Annotated in this window: 16 protein-coding genes and 3 tRNA genes; 4 read left to right on the top strand and 15 right to left on the bottom strand. The window is 55.8% G+C overall.

The window, feature by feature from the left end:
• Positions 1 to 8 precede the first annotated feature (8 nt).
• From C7387_RS03105 to C7387_RS03080, 6 genes are all read right to left on the bottom strand, one after another.
• The gene (locus C7387_RS03105; RefSeq protein ID WP_120816029.1) at positions 9 to 818 is read right to left on the bottom strand and encodes a lytic polysaccharide monooxygenase; all 810 of its coding nucleotides are present in this window, start codon (positions 816 to 818) and stop codon (positions 9 to 11) included.
• Positions 819 to 992: 174 nt separating this feature from the next.
• On the bottom strand, positions 993 to 1769 hold the full coding sequence (locus C7387_RS03100) for an ABC transporter ATP-binding protein (RefSeq protein ID WP_006820599.1): 777 nt from the start codon (positions 1767 to 1769) through the stop codon (positions 993 to 995).
• Positions 1769 to 2818, bottom strand: a complete 1050-nt coding sequence (locus C7387_RS03095; protein WP_006820600.1) for a FecCD family ABC transporter permease — start codon at positions 2816 to 2818, stop codon at positions 1769 to 1771. Before C7387_RS03095 ends, C7387_RS03100 begins: the two co-directional genes overlap by 1 nt.
• On the bottom strand, positions 2815 to 3810 hold the full coding sequence (locus C7387_RS03090) for an ABC transporter substrate-binding protein (RefSeq protein ID WP_120816028.1): 996 nt from the start codon (positions 3808 to 3810) through the stop codon (positions 2815 to 2817). Before C7387_RS03090 ends, C7387_RS03095 begins: the two co-directional genes overlap by 4 nt.
• 11 nt (positions 3811 to 3821) lie before the next feature.
• A complete protein-coding gene (locus C7387_RS03085; RefSeq protein WP_120816027.1) occupies positions 3822 to 5990 on the bottom strand; it encodes a TonB-dependent receptor in 2169 nt (722 codons plus the stop codon).
• Positions 5991 to 6140: 150 nt separating this feature from the next.
• Positions 6141 to 7409, bottom strand: coding sequence for a radical SAM/SPASM domain-containing protein (locus tag C7387_RS03080; protein ID WP_237723314.1), 1269 nt, complete (start codon positions 7407 to 7409; stop codon positions 6141 to 6143).
• A gap of 521 nt (positions 7410 to 7930) precedes the next feature.
• Between C7387_RS03080 and C7387_RS03075 the strand changes: the two genes are divergently transcribed.
• Both C7387_RS03075 and C7387_RS03070 read left to right on the top strand, forming a co-directional pair.
• A complete protein-coding gene (locus C7387_RS03075) occupies positions 7931 to 8854 on the top strand; it encodes a LysR family transcriptional regulator (protein ID WP_166791144.1) in 924 nt (307 codons plus the stop codon).
• Positions 8855 to 8880: 26 nt separating this feature from the next.
• Positions 8881 to 9108 carry a hypothetical protein gene (locus C7387_RS03070; RefSeq protein WP_006820606.1) on the top strand — a complete coding sequence of 76 codons (228 nt, stop codon included), beginning with the start codon at positions 8881 to 8883 and terminating at the stop codon, positions 9106 to 9108.
• A 111-nt stretch (positions 9109 to 9219) separates the two neighbouring features.
• Here C7387_RS03070 and C7387_RS03065 read toward each other — a convergent pair.
• A tRNA-Ser gene (locus C7387_RS03065) sits at positions 9220 to 9309 on the bottom strand.
• A 93-nt stretch (positions 9310 to 9402) separates the two neighbouring features.
• Between C7387_RS03065 and mtfA the strand changes: the two genes are divergently transcribed.
• Both mtfA and C7387_RS03055 read left to right on the top strand, forming a co-directional pair.
• A complete protein-coding gene (mtfA, locus tag C7387_RS03060; protein WP_120816025.1) occupies positions 9403 to 10200 on the top strand; it encodes a DgsA anti-repressor MtfA in 798 nt (265 codons plus the stop codon).
• Between the two features lie 100 nt (positions 10201 to 10300).
• Positions 10301 to 10376, top strand: a tRNA-Asn gene (locus C7387_RS03055).
• Positions 10377 to 10459: 83 nt separating this feature from the next.
• Here C7387_RS03055 and C7387_RS03050 read toward each other — a convergent pair.
• The 8 genes from C7387_RS03050 to C7387_RS03020 form a co-directional block, all read right to left on the bottom strand.
• The gene (locus C7387_RS03050; RefSeq protein WP_120816024.1) at positions 10460 to 10792 is read right to left on the bottom strand and encodes a type II toxin-antitoxin system PemK/MazF family toxin; all 333 of its coding nucleotides are present in this window, start codon (positions 10790 to 10792) and stop codon (positions 10460 to 10462) included.
• Positions 10793 to 11050, bottom strand: coding sequence for an AbrB/MazE/SpoVT family DNA-binding domain-containing protein (locus C7387_RS03045; protein ID WP_006820609.1), 258 nt, complete (start codon positions 11048 to 11050; stop codon positions 10793 to 10795).
• A 357-nt stretch (positions 11051 to 11407) separates the two neighbouring features.
• Positions 11408 to 12520 (bottom strand): alanine dehydrogenase, encoded by a 1113-nt coding sequence (gene ald, locus C7387_RS03040; RefSeq protein WP_120816023.1) that lies wholly within the window; start codon positions 12518 to 12520, stop codon positions 11408 to 11410.
• A gap of 84 nt (positions 12521 to 12604) precedes the next feature.
• Positions 12605 to 14386 (bottom strand): selenocysteine-specific translation elongation factor, encoded by a 1782-nt coding sequence (gene selB, locus C7387_RS03035; RefSeq protein ID WP_120816022.1) that lies wholly within the window; start codon positions 14384 to 14386, stop codon positions 12605 to 12607.
• A gap of 45 nt (positions 14387 to 14431) precedes the next feature.
• A tRNA-Sec gene (locus tag C7387_RS22950) sits at positions 14432 to 14522 on the bottom strand.
• A 14-nt stretch (positions 14523 to 14536) separates the two neighbouring features.
• Positions 14537 to 14935, bottom strand: a complete 399-nt coding sequence (locus C7387_RS03030) for a GrdX family protein (RefSeq protein ID WP_006820619.1) — start codon at positions 14933 to 14935, stop codon at positions 14537 to 14539.
• A gap of 52 nt (positions 14936 to 14987) precedes the next feature.
• Positions 14988 to 16286 carry a glycine/betaine/sarcosine/D-proline family reductase selenoprotein B gene (locus C7387_RS03025; RefSeq protein WP_120816021.1) on the bottom strand — a complete coding sequence of 433 codons (1299 nt, stop codon included), beginning with the start codon at positions 16284 to 16286 and terminating at the stop codon, positions 14988 to 14990.
• 11 nt (positions 16287 to 16297) lie between these two features.
• Positions 16298 to 17587, bottom strand: coding sequence for a glycine/sarcosine/betaine reductase component B subunit (locus tag C7387_RS03020; protein ID WP_120816020.1), 1290 nt, complete (start codon positions 17585 to 17587; stop codon positions 16298 to 16300).
• Positions 17588 to 17591 lie beyond the last annotated feature (4 nt).

Raw genomic sequence — 17591 nt, 5'->3', positions numbered from 1 at the left:
CCCCGTCGCTATTGAATATCGATATCACTGCAGCTGTAGAACCCTTCCCCCGCCGGGTCGATACGCTGCCAGCGGATGAATAGTACCCTTGGTCCTTTCGCCTCTTTTGCCGGGGCAACAAACTTGTAGTCGGAGCCCACCAGCTGTGGTTTATCCACTTTTGCCAGCAGCGTCAGGTCGCTCCACTTCAGCGCTCTTTCACTGGCTTTATAGTCAGCATTCGAGAGATAGACCTCAAAGAAGCTTGGGTCATGCGTGGCTGAAGCGTGATAGGTAATCTCAATCTCTCCTTTGGCGTTGAGATGAACCTTGCTGGCGGTCCACGGAGCAGGAATATCCATACCTGATTTATCGTTATACAGATAAGGTTTTTTACTGTCTTTCGCCTGGCCTACGTTATTCCCAGAGCACAGCGTCCCGTCCGGGATAGCCGCTTTTACCTTTTCCTGATCGTTATAATCTGGAGCGGGGATCAGGTGCGCAAATTCATTCTTCTGTACAAACGGATAATTCGACTGTTCAATGAGCTTTTGCTCATCTTTAAATTCAGGGTACTTCACGGCGTCTTTATACTTATTATAATTCACCTGATAGGCGGCTTTGCAGGCGGCATTTTTAATATTGCTGCCATCTACGGGCCAGTGATAATCCTGACCGTCAAAGCACAGCTGCTGGCGTGATATGGGCTCGCTTGGCGTACCGTGGCGCGGAGCTTTTTCCTTCTCAGTGCTGGCCGCGCCAGCGCTCGGCAAACTCAAAGTCATAGCGGTAAATACACCGGCACTGATTAAAGACAAACGCAAAACATTCATGTTCATTTGATCACCTTCAATGTGAAAGCCAAAATGGCGTCGTGTTAAGCGTAGTCAGAAACAATATTATCGCCACAACATCGTCACTCACCAGTAAATATAAATAAAAATGCATAATATATATTGCATCATATTCCATTACTTTTCTGGTGCTTTATTTCATCTGATTTTCTGTTTTATTTACGCTGATACCAGCCCCTCCAGCACCACATGCGCCTGGCCGTCGCGGGTGCGTTCGACACGCCCACGTACGCCGTACACTTCCGCAAGCGTCGCGGAGGTGACCACCTCTTCAGGTCTGCCGCAGGCGACCAGCTGCCCGTCTTTGAGCATGACAATGTGGCTCCCATGGCGCAGCGCAATATTCATATCGTGGAGCACAACCACGGTGACTATCCGTCGCGCCCGCGTTTCACGGGCTATCTGCTCCATCACCAGCAGCTGATAGTTAAGATCCAGCGCGCTAAGCGGTTCATCCAGCAGCAGTAGCTCCGGTTGACGTACCAGCGATTGCGCCAGACCAACCAGCTGCTTTTGCCCACCGGAAAGCTGGTCGAGGTAATGCATTGCCAGATGGGCAATCCCCAGTTGGCGCAGTATCGCCTGCGCACGGGCCATTTCGTTCCCCTCCGTTCGACCACCGCCTGCCCGCATGGCGACAATCACCGACTCCAGAACATGAAGATGAACGCCCTGCGGGAGCGACTGAGGCAGAAACACCACCCGCCGGGAACGCTCAGCAAAGGGCATGGTCATCAGATTGTTCCCCGCCAGTAAAACGTCCCCCTGTGCCGGGTTCAGCCCCGCCAGCGCCCGCAGCAGCGTGGACTTTCCACAGCCGTTTGGCCCCAGCAGCACGCTGATCTCTCCCTGGGGCAGCGCCGGTATCTGAAGATTAGTGAATACGCGCGTTTTTCCGTAGCCGCAGCTCAGCTGTTGGATCCGTAATTCACCCATCAATGCCCTCCCCGCTGGCGCAAAATGATGCTTAAAAAGAAAGGAACCCCCACCAGAGAAGTGACGATCCCAACCGGGATGATTATCCCGGGGAAGATGTTCTTCGAGGCCACCGACGCCAGCGACAGCACCAGCCCGCCGGTCAAGATGCTGCCGGGCAGGTAGTAGCGATGATCCTCACCAAACAGCATGCGGGAAATGTGCGGCGCAACCAGGCCGATAAAACCTATCGGTCCGACGAAGGCCACCGACAGCGCTGCCAGCAGGCTGATACGAAGCAATGACGCCAGTCTGAGACGTCGTACGTTAATACCAAAACTCATCGCTCTGTCCTCACCCAAACGCAGCGCCGTGAGCTGCCAGGCGCTTTTCAGCGAGAACGGCATCACCAGCGCGAACGCCACCAGCAGCACGGCCAGCTTTTGCCACGACGCCCGCGCCAGGCTACCCATCGTCCAGAACACCAACCCCTGCAGCGTGTCCTCGTCCGCCACAAACTGCAGGACAGAAACCAGCGCATTGAAGGTGAAAACCAGCGCAATGCCGAACAGCACCACGCCGGAGGTCGCCATTCGCGTCCAGCGGCTGATGGCATCAAGCATCAGCGCCGAAAGCAGCGCAAAAAGAAAGGCGTTTGCCGGAACAAACCAGTGTCCCGGGATACCCGGAAGCCCAATGCCGAGGACAATCGCCAGCGCAGCACCGAACGCCGCCGCCGAAGAAACACCGAGCGTAAACGGGCTGGCAAGGGGATTATTCAGGATGGTCTGCATCTCTGCACCAGCGAGGCCCAGCGCCATCCCCACCAGCAGCGCCATCAGCGCATAGGGCAGACGAATGTCGAGGACGATCACGCGCTGTCCGACAGCGACGCTCTCCGGGCTGAGGAGCGTTTGCCAGAGCTGCGCCACCGTCAGCCCGGAGGGGCCGAGGGTAACGTCAAGCCACAGTGACAAAACGATAGCCAGCAGCATAAGAAGCAGCACCAGCAGCCGTTTTCTCAGCGCCTGCCGGTAGCGTCGGGCAATATCAAGGGTGAGCTCAGTCATTGTGGCGGATTAAGAATGTCGTTGATTTGGGCATCGGTCAGGTTCAGGCCGAAGAAGGTGTGATAAAAGCGCCTGGTCTCCTGCACCATGTCAATATCGGCGAAGCGTTGCGGGTACAGCGTCTTCGCCAGCCACAGGAACTGCAGCGCCTCTTCACTGGTTTCACGGCACCACCAGAACATGCCTTTCGGATTCACCACCACCCGATGATGGATGACCGCATCGATACCCGCCCACTGCGCTGAACGGCGGATCTCCACGGCATCTCGCTTGTTCATCGTCACAATCACCTGCGGATTGGCCACCACCAGTTGCTCAAGCGCCACTTCGCCTGCGCTGGTTTTTTTCATACCAAAGCCGTGCTCCGCCACGTTAATTGCACCAGCCAGATCCATCCAGTCCTGATTAAGCGAGGGTCTTCCGGTGGTGGTCAACGGGTTACCCATGCTGTGATAAACACGAACACGCTCAGCGTCCGGTAGCCCTTTCAGACGGGCAGAGACCCGCGCCACGTTGTCGGCAAAATACGCCTCGTAGGCCTGCGCCTTTTGCCGGGCGTCCTCGCCAAGGACATCCGCTGTTTTCTGCACCCGCTCGCGCAGGGCAGCCATAGAGTTCGCCGGGAACGCCAGAATGCGCACCCCCGCCTGCTCGAGCAGCTCAGGCTGCGGCACCTTCATTCCCTTCGGTACAAACAACAGCTGGGTACCCAGAGAGATTATCTGCTCCGGGTTTAGCTCGTTGCCGCTGTTGGCGCTGACCACCGGCACCGTCTCGATACCCGGCAGGCTCTGGCGAAAAAGTGGGATCTGCTTTGCCACCAGCGAGGTGCCCACCAGATTATCGCCGTAGCCCAGCATAGTGATGATGGTATTCTGCGCCGGCCACGGCGAAGCAATACGGACATCATTATGCAGCGGAGCCGCCCACAGGCTGGCACTCAAACACGCGCCGAGGAGCAACATCAGCGCAGCAAAACGTGTTGTTCTCATCGTTATGCCTCTCAGAAGGAGACCGTGACTGAAGCACGGACCTCACGCCCGCCGCCGAGGAATGCGCTTGGTGAGCCGCCGTCGCCGTCGGTACCTGACGGGAAGATGGATGCCCAGTAGTGTTCGTTCGTCACGTTGTTCACCGCCAGACGGAAGGTCGTCGGCACCTGGCTGATGGTGGTGGTGTAGCGCGTCCCCAAATCCAGCGTGGTATAGCTGTCGGCCCAGGAGGTATTGGTATCGTTCGCGGCACGCTTGCCGGTGTAGTGGAGATTCGCACTGTAAACCCACTGCGGCATGGACGGCAGACTATATTCCACCAGCATATTAGCCTGCACCTTCGGTACACCCACCACCCGCTTATTACTGGTACTGTCAGAGACGGTATCCTTCAGCCGCGGGTCGAGGAAGGTCACCCCGCCGAAGATATTAAGCCCTTCATAGACCCGCCCCATTGCCGTCAACTCCAGGCCGTTATTGACCTGATTGCCCTGCTCTTTGAACACCATATCGTTACTGTCAACATAGGCGAAGGGGCGCTCAAGACGGAACAGCGCGGCGCCCAGATTCATTCCTCCGGCATCGGCTTTCAGGCCAATTTCATACTGCTTGCTGCGGTAAGGATCCAGCGTCTGTCCTTCATTTTTGATCCCTTCACCGGTTGGCGCCGTGCTGCCCTGCTCCAGAGAATCGGCATAGCTGATGTAGGTCATCAGCGACGGCGTGATTTTGTACATTAGCGCCGCATTCGGGCTTAACCCATTTTGATCGTTCTGGTTGGTCTTATTGCCTGACTTGTCAAAACTCTGGGTCTGCAGCCAGCTCTGGCTCAGATAAAACATGGCCGACCACTGAGGATTAAAAGTAATCGTGTCACCGAGGGTTATGCTTTGCTGGGTGTTTACCCCAGACTTATAGCGGGCGCCGTTGGTATTGATTTGCCCATTACCCGGCTCATGCATCTGCGACGGATCGTAAATATTGCTGTTATCGAAATCGTAACGCTGACTGGCTCCCTTCGCGCTGAACATCGACCAGACATAGCCGGTCGTCGAGAGCGCGAGATCGTGGCCCAGGCCGCCGGTATCAACGTGGCCGTTAAGGGTGACGGTGTTACTCAACACCCGAAAACGCCCTGCCGCGCTGGAGTCGCTCAGTGAACGCTTGATATCACCTTTATCATTAAGGATGGTGCTGGACACCGAGCGCATGGCGCGATCGGCCTGCTGCCAGCCCACGCCCGCGGTGACGGACCAGTCATCGTTAAGATAATGGATCAGGCGGGTGCTGATGGTGTCGGTGGTGAGATCGTTCCCGGCGGTATTGAGCGCCAGGTTTTTGTTCTGCGGATCGGGGGCTGAAGGCAGTTTCACGTTCGGGCCGTAGCTAAAACCCCCGGGGTAGCCCTTTTGCAAAAATTCATAGTGGCTGGCATCCAGCTGGAGCTGCGTTCCCGGCTGTATATTCCAGTCAAATGCTACCGCCAGCAGCTTACGCCGCCGGGTGCTGTCATCAACATTCCCTTCGCCATCTTCGCTGAGCGCATTGATCCGGTAGCCAAATTTCTTCTCATCATCAATATGCCCGCCCAGGTCTACCTGGCCGTTAATCGCATTACGGCTTTGATAGCCGAGCGTCACCTGGCGTAAGGTCTCTTCGGTGGGCCGTTTGGCGACAAAATTGAACTGCCCCGCCGGACTTGCCGGGCCGTAAAGCGCACCGGTCAGGCTATTTAACACATCCAGCCGCTCCAGCATCTCTACCGGAAACGCCGTGGTAGAGACGATATTCAGACCATCGAGTCGACTGTTCGCCACCACGCTCCCCTGCATCCCGCGGCTCTGCGGCCTGCCAACGTCCATGCCACCCCGCGCCTGCATTTGCGTGCTCGGTGAATATTTCAGCAACTCACTGACGCTTTTTGCCTGTTCATTGGCAATCATCTCCTGAGTCACGGTGGTTGAGGAATAGGGAGTATCCAGCCAGGCTTTATTCCCCAGCGGGCCAATATCGATATCACTGGTTTTGAACCCGGCACCGGCAGCGCTTTCATCTTCAGGCGTTGTGGTCTTTCCGGTGACGACCAGGGTTTCTTCGTTGCTGGTGTGAGTGGAGGCGGCAAGTGGGGCAAAAGAGGTGAACAGCGGCATCAGCGCTGCTATTTTACTTATCGTTTTCATGAAGGTGCTCGATCGCTATATAAAAATATATATTACGATCGATGCATCACTTCAAAATATGATCACGATCATAAGCATTCACATCATGAATAATCTAACCCTTTGTGATAATTAGGATATATCGCAGGCCACGAGGGACCTGCGCGATTATCAGGACCCGACATGCTCATCGCTGGCGGCTTTATTCGCAGATTTCTCGGGGTTCACATAGAGATCGTGCTCGGCATGATATTCATCGCCGTACCCTTCATCTTTCCATATCTTGATGGCGTATTTTTTCCATTCATCCGCCAGCTCATCCAGCTCGTGCGAGAATTTAAAATAGCTGTCAGAGCCGTCGTGCTGCGGTACCGCGCCGTGTTTTTCAATGTGCTCGCGGAATTTGGCCGGGTTATCAATTATCGGGCACGGCTGCATCAGATTGTCATTGAACGGTATCTGCTGCTTATAGCCCTCAAAGAACGGGCTCTTCAGGATATCGACAATACGTTTTTTACGCACATCGTCGGTGGCATAGGGCTGGAAGACGCAGGGTTCGACTCCCCCTTTAGCGTTAACATGGAGGTAGTTCGCCCCGCCGGACATGCAGCCGTTCACCAGGAATCCGTGGTTCCAGAAATCGGCCAGAAAACCGAGACGCCCCGAGGTACGCATCGCCTCAAGGAAGTGAAAACGCTCGTAACGCTGCTCCGCGTTAGGCACCAGCTCCATCGTCGCATCACGACCAATAGGCATGTACTGAAAGATCCAGGCATACTGAATTTCCAGCTTATCCAGCATGAAGTTCCAGAACTCGTTTCCGCAAATTTGCTCGTGGTTTTTCGAGGTTGCCATCACTGACGCCCCGCGCATGACGCCGTAGCGCTGCAGGCGCTCGTAGGCCTCCAGGATTTTTTTCCAGGTACCGTTGCCACGGCGCCAGTCCGTCATCTCCTCAAACCCTTCCACCGAAATAGTGACCGCGACGTTGCCCATTCTGGCGAGTTTTTTCACCCGGCTTTCGGTCAGCATGGTGCCATTGGTGAAGACCATAAAATAGCAATCATCGAAGTGCTCGAAGAGTTTCATCAGCGGCTTATAGACAAAGGGCTCTCCGCCGGTGAAGGTAAAGAAGCGCACGCCCAGATCGTAAAACTGCTGGATAAGATCGAATATTTCTTCTTCGGTGTAATGATAGCGATTGCCATACAGCGCCGAGTAACAGCCTTTACACTCGAGGTTGCACTCATAAGTGGGTGAAATCAGCACCAGGAAGGGAATGTGAGTCGCATATTTTTCACCGGCATCGTCACGCAGATTAGCGCCAGAAACGATATGATTAAATATTAAATTACCAATGAGTTTTTTACGGGCGACAGGATTTAATTTGCGTAGCGTTTCAAGCCACCCCTGGACCTGCGGATCTTTATCACGACACATATCAGCCAACTGCAGTAATTCCTGTTTACTCTCTTTCGCTATTCGGGCTCCTAATCTGAATAGTTTTTCCATTCCGGCTTCATCAACATGGTTGAGAATTGTATTTAGTGCTATCGGCAATGCCTTTCTCGTCAACACATTTAATTTCATCGTGTTACCTTTTTATTTTATGAGCGATAGGTCAAACCCTGGTGGAAACGTATTGTCACTTTAGCTTTTGCAGAATCAGGCAAGTAAGGCCAATTTCAGCAAAACTGTATTGCCTTAATTCAGGTACCCATAGGGGCCGCTTAGCGAGCAGATGCTGATGATCGAAATAGTCATTCAAAATGACAAATTCCCCGCTTTAATATTGATCTCAGTAGCTAAATTTACCATCCACAATGGGTTACGCTGTTTCTCACAGGTGATTCAAGTACCGTCAGGTGCGGATCGCAAACTACCCGCATGTTGATGAATAGCCAGTGCGCACAACTCTGGAGAAATCGTGTCCGCGGCACCTCAAAGGATGAATGAATATTATGAATTACTTTGCTGCGATCAGGACATTCGTTAGCGCGGCGGATTTAGGCAGTTTTAGTGCTGCAGCTAAAGTATTGAATATTGAGACCTCAACGGTATCCCGCCATGTTACGCACCTTGAGGATGATTTACATGTCTCATTATTTAACCGCTCAACCCGGGGTTTAGCGCTGACGGAAGCCGGTATTCTTTTCTATTCTCACGCTACGCTGTTACTGGAGCAGTGGGAACATGCGCGCAGCTCGACCTCAGCGTTAAATCAGCGTCCGGCGGGTTTATTGCGCATTAGCGTACCCTGCGCCTACGGACGTCTGCATATAATTCCTTTCGTTGACGAGTTTCTCCACCGGCACCCGGATATCTCTCTGGATATTATTTTCAACGACGATATTCAGGACCTGATCGAAACGCATATCGATCTTAGCGTGCGCATCGGCACGCTGCCGGATTCCACCATGCATGCCCGCAAGCTGGCGCCGCAGCGCCGTTATGCCTGGGCGAGCCCGGAATGGCTGGCCCGTCATGCGAAGCCACTGCTGGCCGATTGTCAGAAGGAGGACTCGCCTGTCCTGATGTTTTCACGCCTGCACGGCGACGGCTGGTATGCACGCAAAGAGAATTCCGGTGATGACTGGGTGCGGGTACCGGTGAATTTCCGCTTTAGCGCGAACGACGATGAGGCCATGCTTCTTGCCTGCCGGGACGGGGCGGGTATCGCAATATTGCCCGACTGGCTCGCCTGGAAGGATGAAAAAAACCAGCGCCTGCAGCGAGTGATGACAGAGTGGGAATTCAGCATGTTCCACGCGGAAACCGCTGTATGGATTGTTTATCCAAGTAAAAAAATAGTTTCGAGTAAGGTTCGCACCTTTATTGATTTTATCGTTGAGAAGACAGGAATACCGCCCTACTGGTGCCGGTAATTCACAAATACTCAGGTATTAATAAAATGAACCAGCAATATTTTCTGCGGCACAAAAATTATATTTCCATTCTCTTTTACCGAACCCAGCCGGTGGGATGTATTATTCAGCAGAAGGGCCGCTGGGTCAGTAAAATCAAAAACTGCGCCGATGCCACTACCCTGTGTGGTCGACACAGTGACCGCAACGCCGCAACCGCACGCCTGTGGGAGTGCCGCTTCGACGCCTGGCATTCCGGGACGGAGTCATACTGAGACTGTTCTGCTAAATGAGGAAAGCGGATAATACTGATAGGAAATTATCACCAGCAGCGCTTCAATTGTGATGGGTATCGTTGAAACAAAACGGTGTAAGTGATTGAATAGTGGCGGAGAGAGGGGGATTTGAACCCCCGGTAGAGTTGCCCCTACTCCGGTTTTCGAGACCGGTCCATTCAGCCGCTCTGGCATCTCTCCGTTTTGATGGTTGCCATGATGCCAGGTTATTTGGCATTTTAACAGACCCGGTTCCTCCCATTCTGTTCAAGTGACGAGTTTGCGAGCAAAGCGATGATAAAGTGGCCCTGGAAAGCACAAGAAACGTCCCCCAATCCGCAGTTCCCCTGGGAGCAGGCGCTTGCTATTCCTGTTTTAGCTAACCTGACTGATGAAGAACAGGACAAGCTCGTCCAGTTGGCAGAACGTTTCTTGCAGATAAAGCGTCTGGTTCCGCTTCAGGGGCTTGAGCTTGCTGCAGAGCAACAGGCGCGCATTGCCCTGCTGTTTTGCCTGCCGGTGCTCGAGCTGGGTATCGAGTGGCTCGACGGCTTTCACGAAGTGCTTATCTACCCTGCCCCGTTCGTGGTTGACGACGAATGGGAAGACGATATCGGTCTCGTGCACAGCCAGCGGGTGGTGCAGTCCGGGCAGAGCTGGCAACAGGGGCCCATCATCCTCAACTGGCTCGATATCCAGGACTCCTTCGACGCCTCCGGGTTTAACCTGATTGTCCACGAAGTGGCGCACAAGCTCGACACCCGCAACGGCGATCGCGCCAGCGGCGTGCCGCTCATCGCCCTGCGTGAAGTGGCGGGATGGGAGCACGACCTGCATGCGGCAATGAACAATATTCAGGATGAAATCGATATGGTGGGCGAAAGTGCCTCGAGCATCGACGCCTACGCCGCCAGCGACCCGGCGGAGTGCTTCGCGGTTTTATCAGAATACTTCTTCAGCGCCCCGGAGCTGTTTGCCCCCCGCTTCCCGGCGCTGTGGCAGCGTTTCTGCCAATTCTATCGCCAGGATCCGCTGGCGAGATTACGTGACAATGGGCTGTATGAAGATAACGATTCGCCCGTAGTACACTAAAACAGCGCCCTGCGCTAAATTCATGCAATTGAATCAGTATGTTAATTTTAGTGTTGACACAAAAATGGGGAGCCATTAGTATTCGCCCCGTTCACACGATTCCTCTGTAGTTCAGTCGGTAGAACGGCGGACTGTTAATCCGTATGTCACTGGTTCGAGTCCAGTCAGAGGAGCCAAATTTAGAAAAGCCTGCTTTCGAGCAGGCTTTTTGCTTTTCTGCTTCCTGACACTGATATCTTGCTTCGGTTTCTCCTCACTCTCAGCTCAGTATCGCCTCCAGACGGGCCAACACCTCATTAACAACAGCTTCAGGTATACATTCCAGACGCTTACCGTGCCGGGCTTCCATATCGATGGTTCTCGGCTGATCGCAACGAATAACCCCTGTTGTTTTACTGCCTACCCCTTCGAGAGAAACGGTAAAACCCGCTGTACGGGCGAAGCTACCACCGCTGGTAACGGGAACCACAACGGGTAATCGGGTGAGTTGGTTAAACGCGGCGGGAGAAACGATAAGTACCGGGCGCTTCCCGCTTTGCTCATGTCCGCTCGTCGGATCAAGCGTCACGAGCCAGATTTCCCCTCTCTCCATTTACAGGATCTCCTTACCCGCCGCCGGAGCATCAACCCATGCCCGATCCTCTTCATTCAATTCAGCCTGCGGATCGCACTGCGCCAGCAGTTCTTGCAGCGAATAATGAGGCCGCTTCTGAGGTTCAATAATCAGACAGCCGTTATCAATGGTCAGGCTGACCTCACTGTCCGTCGACAGCGACAGCGTTTTTAGTACAGCGGGAGGGACCGCCAGCATGACGGATCCTCCAACCTTTTTCAGACGAGTGGTATACATAGAACACCTCCAGATATTATATTTTAATATAACATCTTGAGGCCTGGGTGTGCAATTTTCAATCAGATGCATGGTGGTAGTTTTCCTTAACGTAGTGAAGCAGGACGAAAGCCCGAACCAGTATGGCCATGGCACCAACAGGCTCGCAGCAGAATGGGTCGATAATAGAAAACCGTCTTTGCGGCTCAAAGGAATATGACAAATCAGATACACAAAATGCGGCGCAGATTCCGTAACTGCTCTGCGCCAAGGGGAAGTCAGCGGTAGCGCATCAATATTCAGGTTTTGCTTTTAAAATGGGTTAAATACAAAAAGCCTGCTCCTCAGCAGGCTTTTCCCTACGAATTTCTCTCTCCCCTACTGCAACAGCGTCTGTGCCGGGCAGTACGGATACCCCAGCGCCTCGGCGACGGCGCCGTAGGTGACAAAACCGTTCAGCGTGTTAATGCCCTTCAGCAACGCCGGGTCGTTCAGGCAGGCCTGCTGATAGCCGTGGTTAGCGATGGTCAGCGCATAGCGGGTAGTGACGTTGGTCAGCGCCTGGGTTGAGGTGCGCGGCACGGCGCCGGGCATGTTTGCGACGGCATAGTGCACAATGCCGAATTTCTCGTAAACCGGCGCATCGTGGGTGGTCACACGGTCGATGGTTTCGAAGATCCCACCCTGATCGATAGCAATATCCACAATCACCGCGCCGGGGCGCATCTGCTGCACCATCTCTGCGGAAACCAGATGCGGCGCCAGCGCACCGTGGATCAGCACCGCGCCGACCACCATGTCTGACTCCGTCACGCATTTACGGATATTCTCTTCATTCGACATCACCGTCGTCACCGAGTCGCCGAAGATATCCACCAGCTCTCTCAGCCGCCGTGGGTTGGTGTCGAGAATATTCACCTTCGCGCCAAGGCCGATGGCGATGCGCGCGGCGTTGGTTCCGGCAAAGCCGCCGCCGATGATGGTTACCGTTCCTTTCTCCACGCCGCTGACGCCACCGAGCAGGATCCCCCGACCCTGCATATGTTTGAACAGGATATTGGCCCCCACCTGCACCGACATCTTGCCGGCAATCTCACTCATCGGCTCAAGCAGCGGCAGGCTATGGTCCGCAAGCTCAATGGTCTCATAGGCAATACCGACAACTTTGTTATCGACCAGCGCTTTGGTTAGCGCTTTCTCGCAGGCCAGGTGCAGATAGGTGAACAGCACCAGCCCTTCACGGAAGTATTTAAACTCATCGGGCTGAGGCTCTTTGACCTTCATCACCATCTCAGCGGCCCAGGCTTTCTCCGCCGTGGCGAGCGATGCGCCCGCGCGCGCATACTCTTCATCCGCAAAGCCAGCGCCAAGGCCAGCCTGCTGTTCGACGATCACGGAATGCCCGTGCTTCACCAGCGTCGCGACGCCCGCAGGCGTCATCGCGACCCGACATTCGTTGTTTTTTATCTCTTTCGGTATGCCAATTAACATATGAGTTTCCTCGTTTGCGCGTAAGAGCCTGTGTTATCAGACTCTCAGGATTAAATTTTCAACTCCGGCCCCCAAAGGCAAGGTTTAAGCCTCAGCCAACATACTTTTTCGCACCCGACGAAGATCGCCTTCCCGCCGGACCCAACCGTCCCGCTCCATTCTGTTGAGCAGAGGGATCAGCTGTTTTCTGGCAAGTCCCGTTCGTTGCCGGACATCGGCAATCGACAGTAGTTCACCAGGATTAGATTCACAGAAAATGTCTTCCAGCAGCGTCTGGTAGTGCTCGCGGGCGATAAACAGCTTGTCGTCCATCGGCACAATGTATTTTTTCTCCATCAACGCTTTGAGCTGTTGCTTCAGGCGCGGGCGCTCGTGCTGCATCGCTGAGAAGCACAGCCTGCCCGCGGTGCTGATTTCGTCCAGCAGCTCCTGTTGTTCGTGGTTAAGCTGGCTGAAGCTCGCGCCATAGAGAGAAACCCCCTCCGGGCTCAACTGCCAGCACTTTGCCGCACACTGTTCGTGGACGAGTGCACTCACCATATCCGGCGGCATATTCCCGCGCACCGCCAGCTCGTCCTGCGTTAACGCCGAAGTGGCATGCTGGAGGATAAGGTTGAGGCGAGCTAAGGCGAGAAGCAGGTAATGTTCCGCCAGCCACCAGCCTTCAAGCACATGACAGGCCGCTGGCGGCGTCAGCGCATCACTGCCGCGCACGTAGCCCTTCACCGCCAGCTGTACGCGGCAGTGCAGACTGGCCAGGTCGCCGTCCGGCGCCCCCCGAAGCGTGGCAATAAGCCGTGGCCGCTGCTCGCGGTTGAGCGCCCCGCTCCACACGACTCGCCCGGCGCCCACCATCCGGCTGCCACCCGGGGTCATCAGCAAAACCGTCTGTCCCCAGAACACCGGCAGCGGCTTTGAAAGCAGCAGGCGGGCGAGCTGACCGTCGGCGAGCGAGTAACAGCGCACCTGCGCATGAGAGGTACCGAGGGCGATTTCCAGTTCACACTGTTTTTTGGGGAGCTGGCTTCCCGGGAGAAGTTGCACCACCCACTCTCGGCTGCCGGAGATCCCGGCCTCCGGTTTTGCCAGGCAATCGCCGCGCGCTACCGACTCTTTTTTCAGCTGTCGAAAACTCATCGCCACCCGGCTGCAGGGCTGTGCCCGCTCGCGGGCGCGGTGGTAGCTCTGAATAGATTTTACTTTCACCAGCTGATTGCCAGGATAGAGGCGCAGCACGTCGCCCACGTCGATACCTTCACCGCGCAGCGTACCGGTCACGGTGGTGCCAATGCCGTTCACGGAAAAAACCCGGTCGATGTACAAATGTGGTCCTGCGGTCAGCGCACTGGCCGTTGCCAGCGTGCGCACCCGCGCCAGCAGCCCCTGGCGCAGCGCTTGCACCCCTTCCCCGCTTCTGGCGCTCACCCGCCAGATATCCGGCAGCATGTCGCACTCGCAGAGAAAGTGTTCGAGGATCTCCTCCTCAACCTCGGCTATCCGCGCCTCATCAACCAGGTCGCATTTGTTAATCGCCACCACGATTTGCCGCAGGCCGAGCGCGCTTATCACCCGCAGGTGCTCCTGGCTCAACGGTGACCACCCCTCATCTGCCGCCACCACGAACAGCACCAGATCCAGCCCCCACAGGCTGCTCAGCATGTTGCGTAAGAAGCGTTCATGCCCGGGAACGTCAATCATGCCAATCTCATCGCCGTCCGGGCTGCGCAGACAGGCAAAGCCTAAATCGATGGTCATGCCGCGGGCGAACTCCTGGGGAAGATGCGAAGGGTGAATACCTGTCAGCGCCTGGATCAGCGCAGATTTACCGTGATCGACGTGTCCGGCGGTACCAATGACTGCGTGCATGATGTGCTTTCCCTCCTGGTCACAGATGAAAGGAATACCAAAATGTGGCGGAAGCGGCAGGAGTCGAACCTGCCTCAGCCGATAAGCTGACGACGGTTTTGAAGACCGTGGGGACCACCGGGCCCCATCAACTTCCATAAGGAAATAGCGTTACCCCTCTGTCAGCGCGTATTTATCCGTGGCCTGCAAAGCCTCACGCAGCAGACTCAAATCAATCAGTTGAAAATCACACTTTATCTGTTCCGACCAGGCCGACAGCGGCCTTCCGGTACCGGAGAAGTGGCGGTAACGCGCCAGCGCGTTTTCAATCATCTCAAGCGAGCGCAGATCCAGCGCCGACGTTTTCCCATCGAGCAGCAGCGAGCGATACGGGGTCTGCCCCGGCTTTACGCTGCCGCTTTCCGGGTGCATCAGCAGCTTCTGCCCCTGATGAATCGCGTCGCGTGCCGCCAGCAGAACCTGCAAATAGTTAGCCTGCCAGCTGAGCGAATGCCCGGCGTAGCGCGCCGCAACCACCGGGTTATTGGTCACAATCAGCCGTTTTGCCATCACCTTTGCCCGCCGTTTTTACGGCGCCGACCCGCAGGCCGGCGCACAGGTTTTAAAACACCGTCTGCTCCGTCACCGGGGTTTGCAGCGCCTGCAGCGCTTTTTCCACCAGTTTACGACGAAGCTGTTTCTCATCCACAGGCTCCAGCAGCGGGTTCCCCAGCGGATGCGGGATTGCCACAGCAGGAACAATACGGTTAGCCCCTACGGTCAGTGAGATCGGTACCACGGTCGCGATATGCACCACCGGCATCACTTTTTCAATTTCCTTCACCATCGTTGCGCCGCAACGAGTACAAGTGCCTCATGTCGAGGTGAGGATGGCGGCGGTCACTCCGGCTTTTTGCAGCTTCATGGCGATATCCGCACCATATTTGCGGGCGTTGGCAACGGACGTGCCGTTACCCACCGTGGCGTAGTAGTGCGAGTACAGTCTGCCAATCACCCCCTCACGTTCGAGGTCGCGCATCACGTCAACCGGTAGCACGCGGTTCGGATCGTCATTACAGGCGACCGGATCGTAACCACCGTGCGCGGTCTGGTGACTTGCGGCGCTCAGCGCGTTAATGCCCTCCAGAGAGTATTCACCGTAGCGGGAAGCGCTCGACGACTCGATGTGATCCGGGTTGCCCTTCGGTACCACCCCGCCCGAGGTCACCAGCGCAATGGTGGCCTGCGACATATCCACCACCGGTGGCTGCGGGTCGACGCGGTCAAACACCGGCATCGGATATTCGGTGCGGAACGCTTCCCCCTTCAACTTGCTGACCAGCATATCGGCGGCACGCTCGGCGCCGGATTGTTTCTCGAAATGGTTGATACGCACACCGCGCGGCAGATAACCGGCTTCTTCCGGCAGTCCGGGGTTGCCGTGGGTCGCGATAAACCGCTTAATCAACGCCACCATCGCCGGCAGTGCGGTACGCATACTGGCGGCGGAGTTGCCGGTTTCGACGGCGTACATCCACGAGCGATACAGCTCATAGCCGGGGTTTTCCGGGTAGATGCCGCTGATAACCGGAATATCCATCTCGGCGGCCACCTGTGCCACCTGGCCACAGGCCATCCCGTAGCGTCCGGCGTTAAAGGCTGGCCCGGCAACGACCATATCCGGGCGTACCTCCTGCAGCACCTCGCGCACGTACTGTTTGCAGGCCTCGTTGTTTTCGTTGAAATAGCTGTCACCGCAGATAATGGTTGAAACGATGCTTCCACCGCCGTCCAGCATCTTCTCCAGCTGTAAACCTACCCCGACGGGGCCCTGATGCGTCTCAGGCAGATAGCCTGCTGCATCTTCCCCGCCCTTTTGACCAAAGAACTGGTTCAGGTAATGCAGGATCCGTAAACTCATTTGCGTGCTCCTTATCCGCTATGCGCCGAGAGGGTATGAACCCCCAGTTCACTGGTGGCGCCAGTGATGGCCTGTAGCTCAACAGTAATGCTGCCGTCTTCATGCAGGCTGCCGTCAAAGCCGCCCGCTATCATGTCGGCATACACCGGATGGCCAATCACCCGCTGCATCGGCGGCAGTGTGATAAGCGCATTGGCGTTTCCGGCCGTCACCACCGCATCCGCCGCCGGATGTGCATCCGCCAGCGACTGACTCTCGCCGCCGCGTCCGGCGTACTCATCGGTGAGCAGCACCGTCCGAATGCCTTTGGCCTCGAGCTTGCAGCAGTTCATCATTAAGTCCGCATCCGGGTTACCGAACCCTTCCTCAGTGATAATCGCCCCTTCGAGCTGCATCTGTTCGGCGAGCTTAGCGACCATATTGGATGAACGCACTTTGTCGCTGAGGGTCACGTTCTCATTGGTGAGGATCACGCCAATAAAGTTGAGATCTTTCCCGTGACGGCGATAGAGCGCCTGAATCACCGGGTTGTTCTGGTGGCTCCAGGTGGTGTTCTTATCGCAGGCAGAAACGCAGTTGCCGCTGACAATCGCCCCGTCCATCGCCTCCGTCGGGAACATCAGCGTCGGCACCATTTTTTTCACATCGATGCCGTAGTACCAGCTATCGTGCAGCAGCCCCTGGCTTTGCAGCATGTAGACGTAGCCTACCGACGGCAGATCCGGGTGCTGCGCCAGCTGTTCGGCAAGCGGCAGGGTTTCAAAATGCGCCACGCTTTCGGCGGGTGTGGTTTTGACCTGGTCTGCCACCCAGCGGGCGGTCATCAGCCCGACCCGGCGCAGCACCTCTTCGTGCTGATACTGGTTGCAGTGTTCGTCCACCTCAATGCGCAGCACCAGGTTACGCAGCGCGGAGTAAGGGCTGTAATCTGCCCCCGGGCCGCTCATATCGATGATCCCCTCCTGGAATCCCACTACTTTCCCGGTGGTCACCACGGCAATTCCCTTCAGAGCAAGGGTTTTACCGCTGCCGACAATCTCTTCTTCACCGGGGTTAAAGCCGGGGAAGCAGCAGCCGCCGTCCAGTTTGCAACGCGGTTCAATCACGTCTTTCACCGGCATAATGCGCACAGAATCGCCGGGATTGACGATCGCTGTCTCTACTTCGGTTATCTGTGGATGAAGCGAGCGAATGTACTGCTCCAGTTCGCTTTTGCTGAGCTGCAGGTGGCCGCCCTTGAGCGACGACACCTCCGCAAACGAGAACCCTTGAATGTGAATTTCGCCAAGTTCCAGTTTCATGGCT

It is taken from the genome of Yokenella regensburgei (genome assembly GCF_003634235.1).
GTDB lineage: Bacteria > Pseudomonadota > Gammaproteobacteria > Enterobacterales > Enterobacteriaceae > Yokenella > Yokenella regensburgei.
The sequence above is the reverse complement of the archived record's forward strand: the minus strand, read 5'-3'. Positions and strand labels throughout refer to the sequence as shown.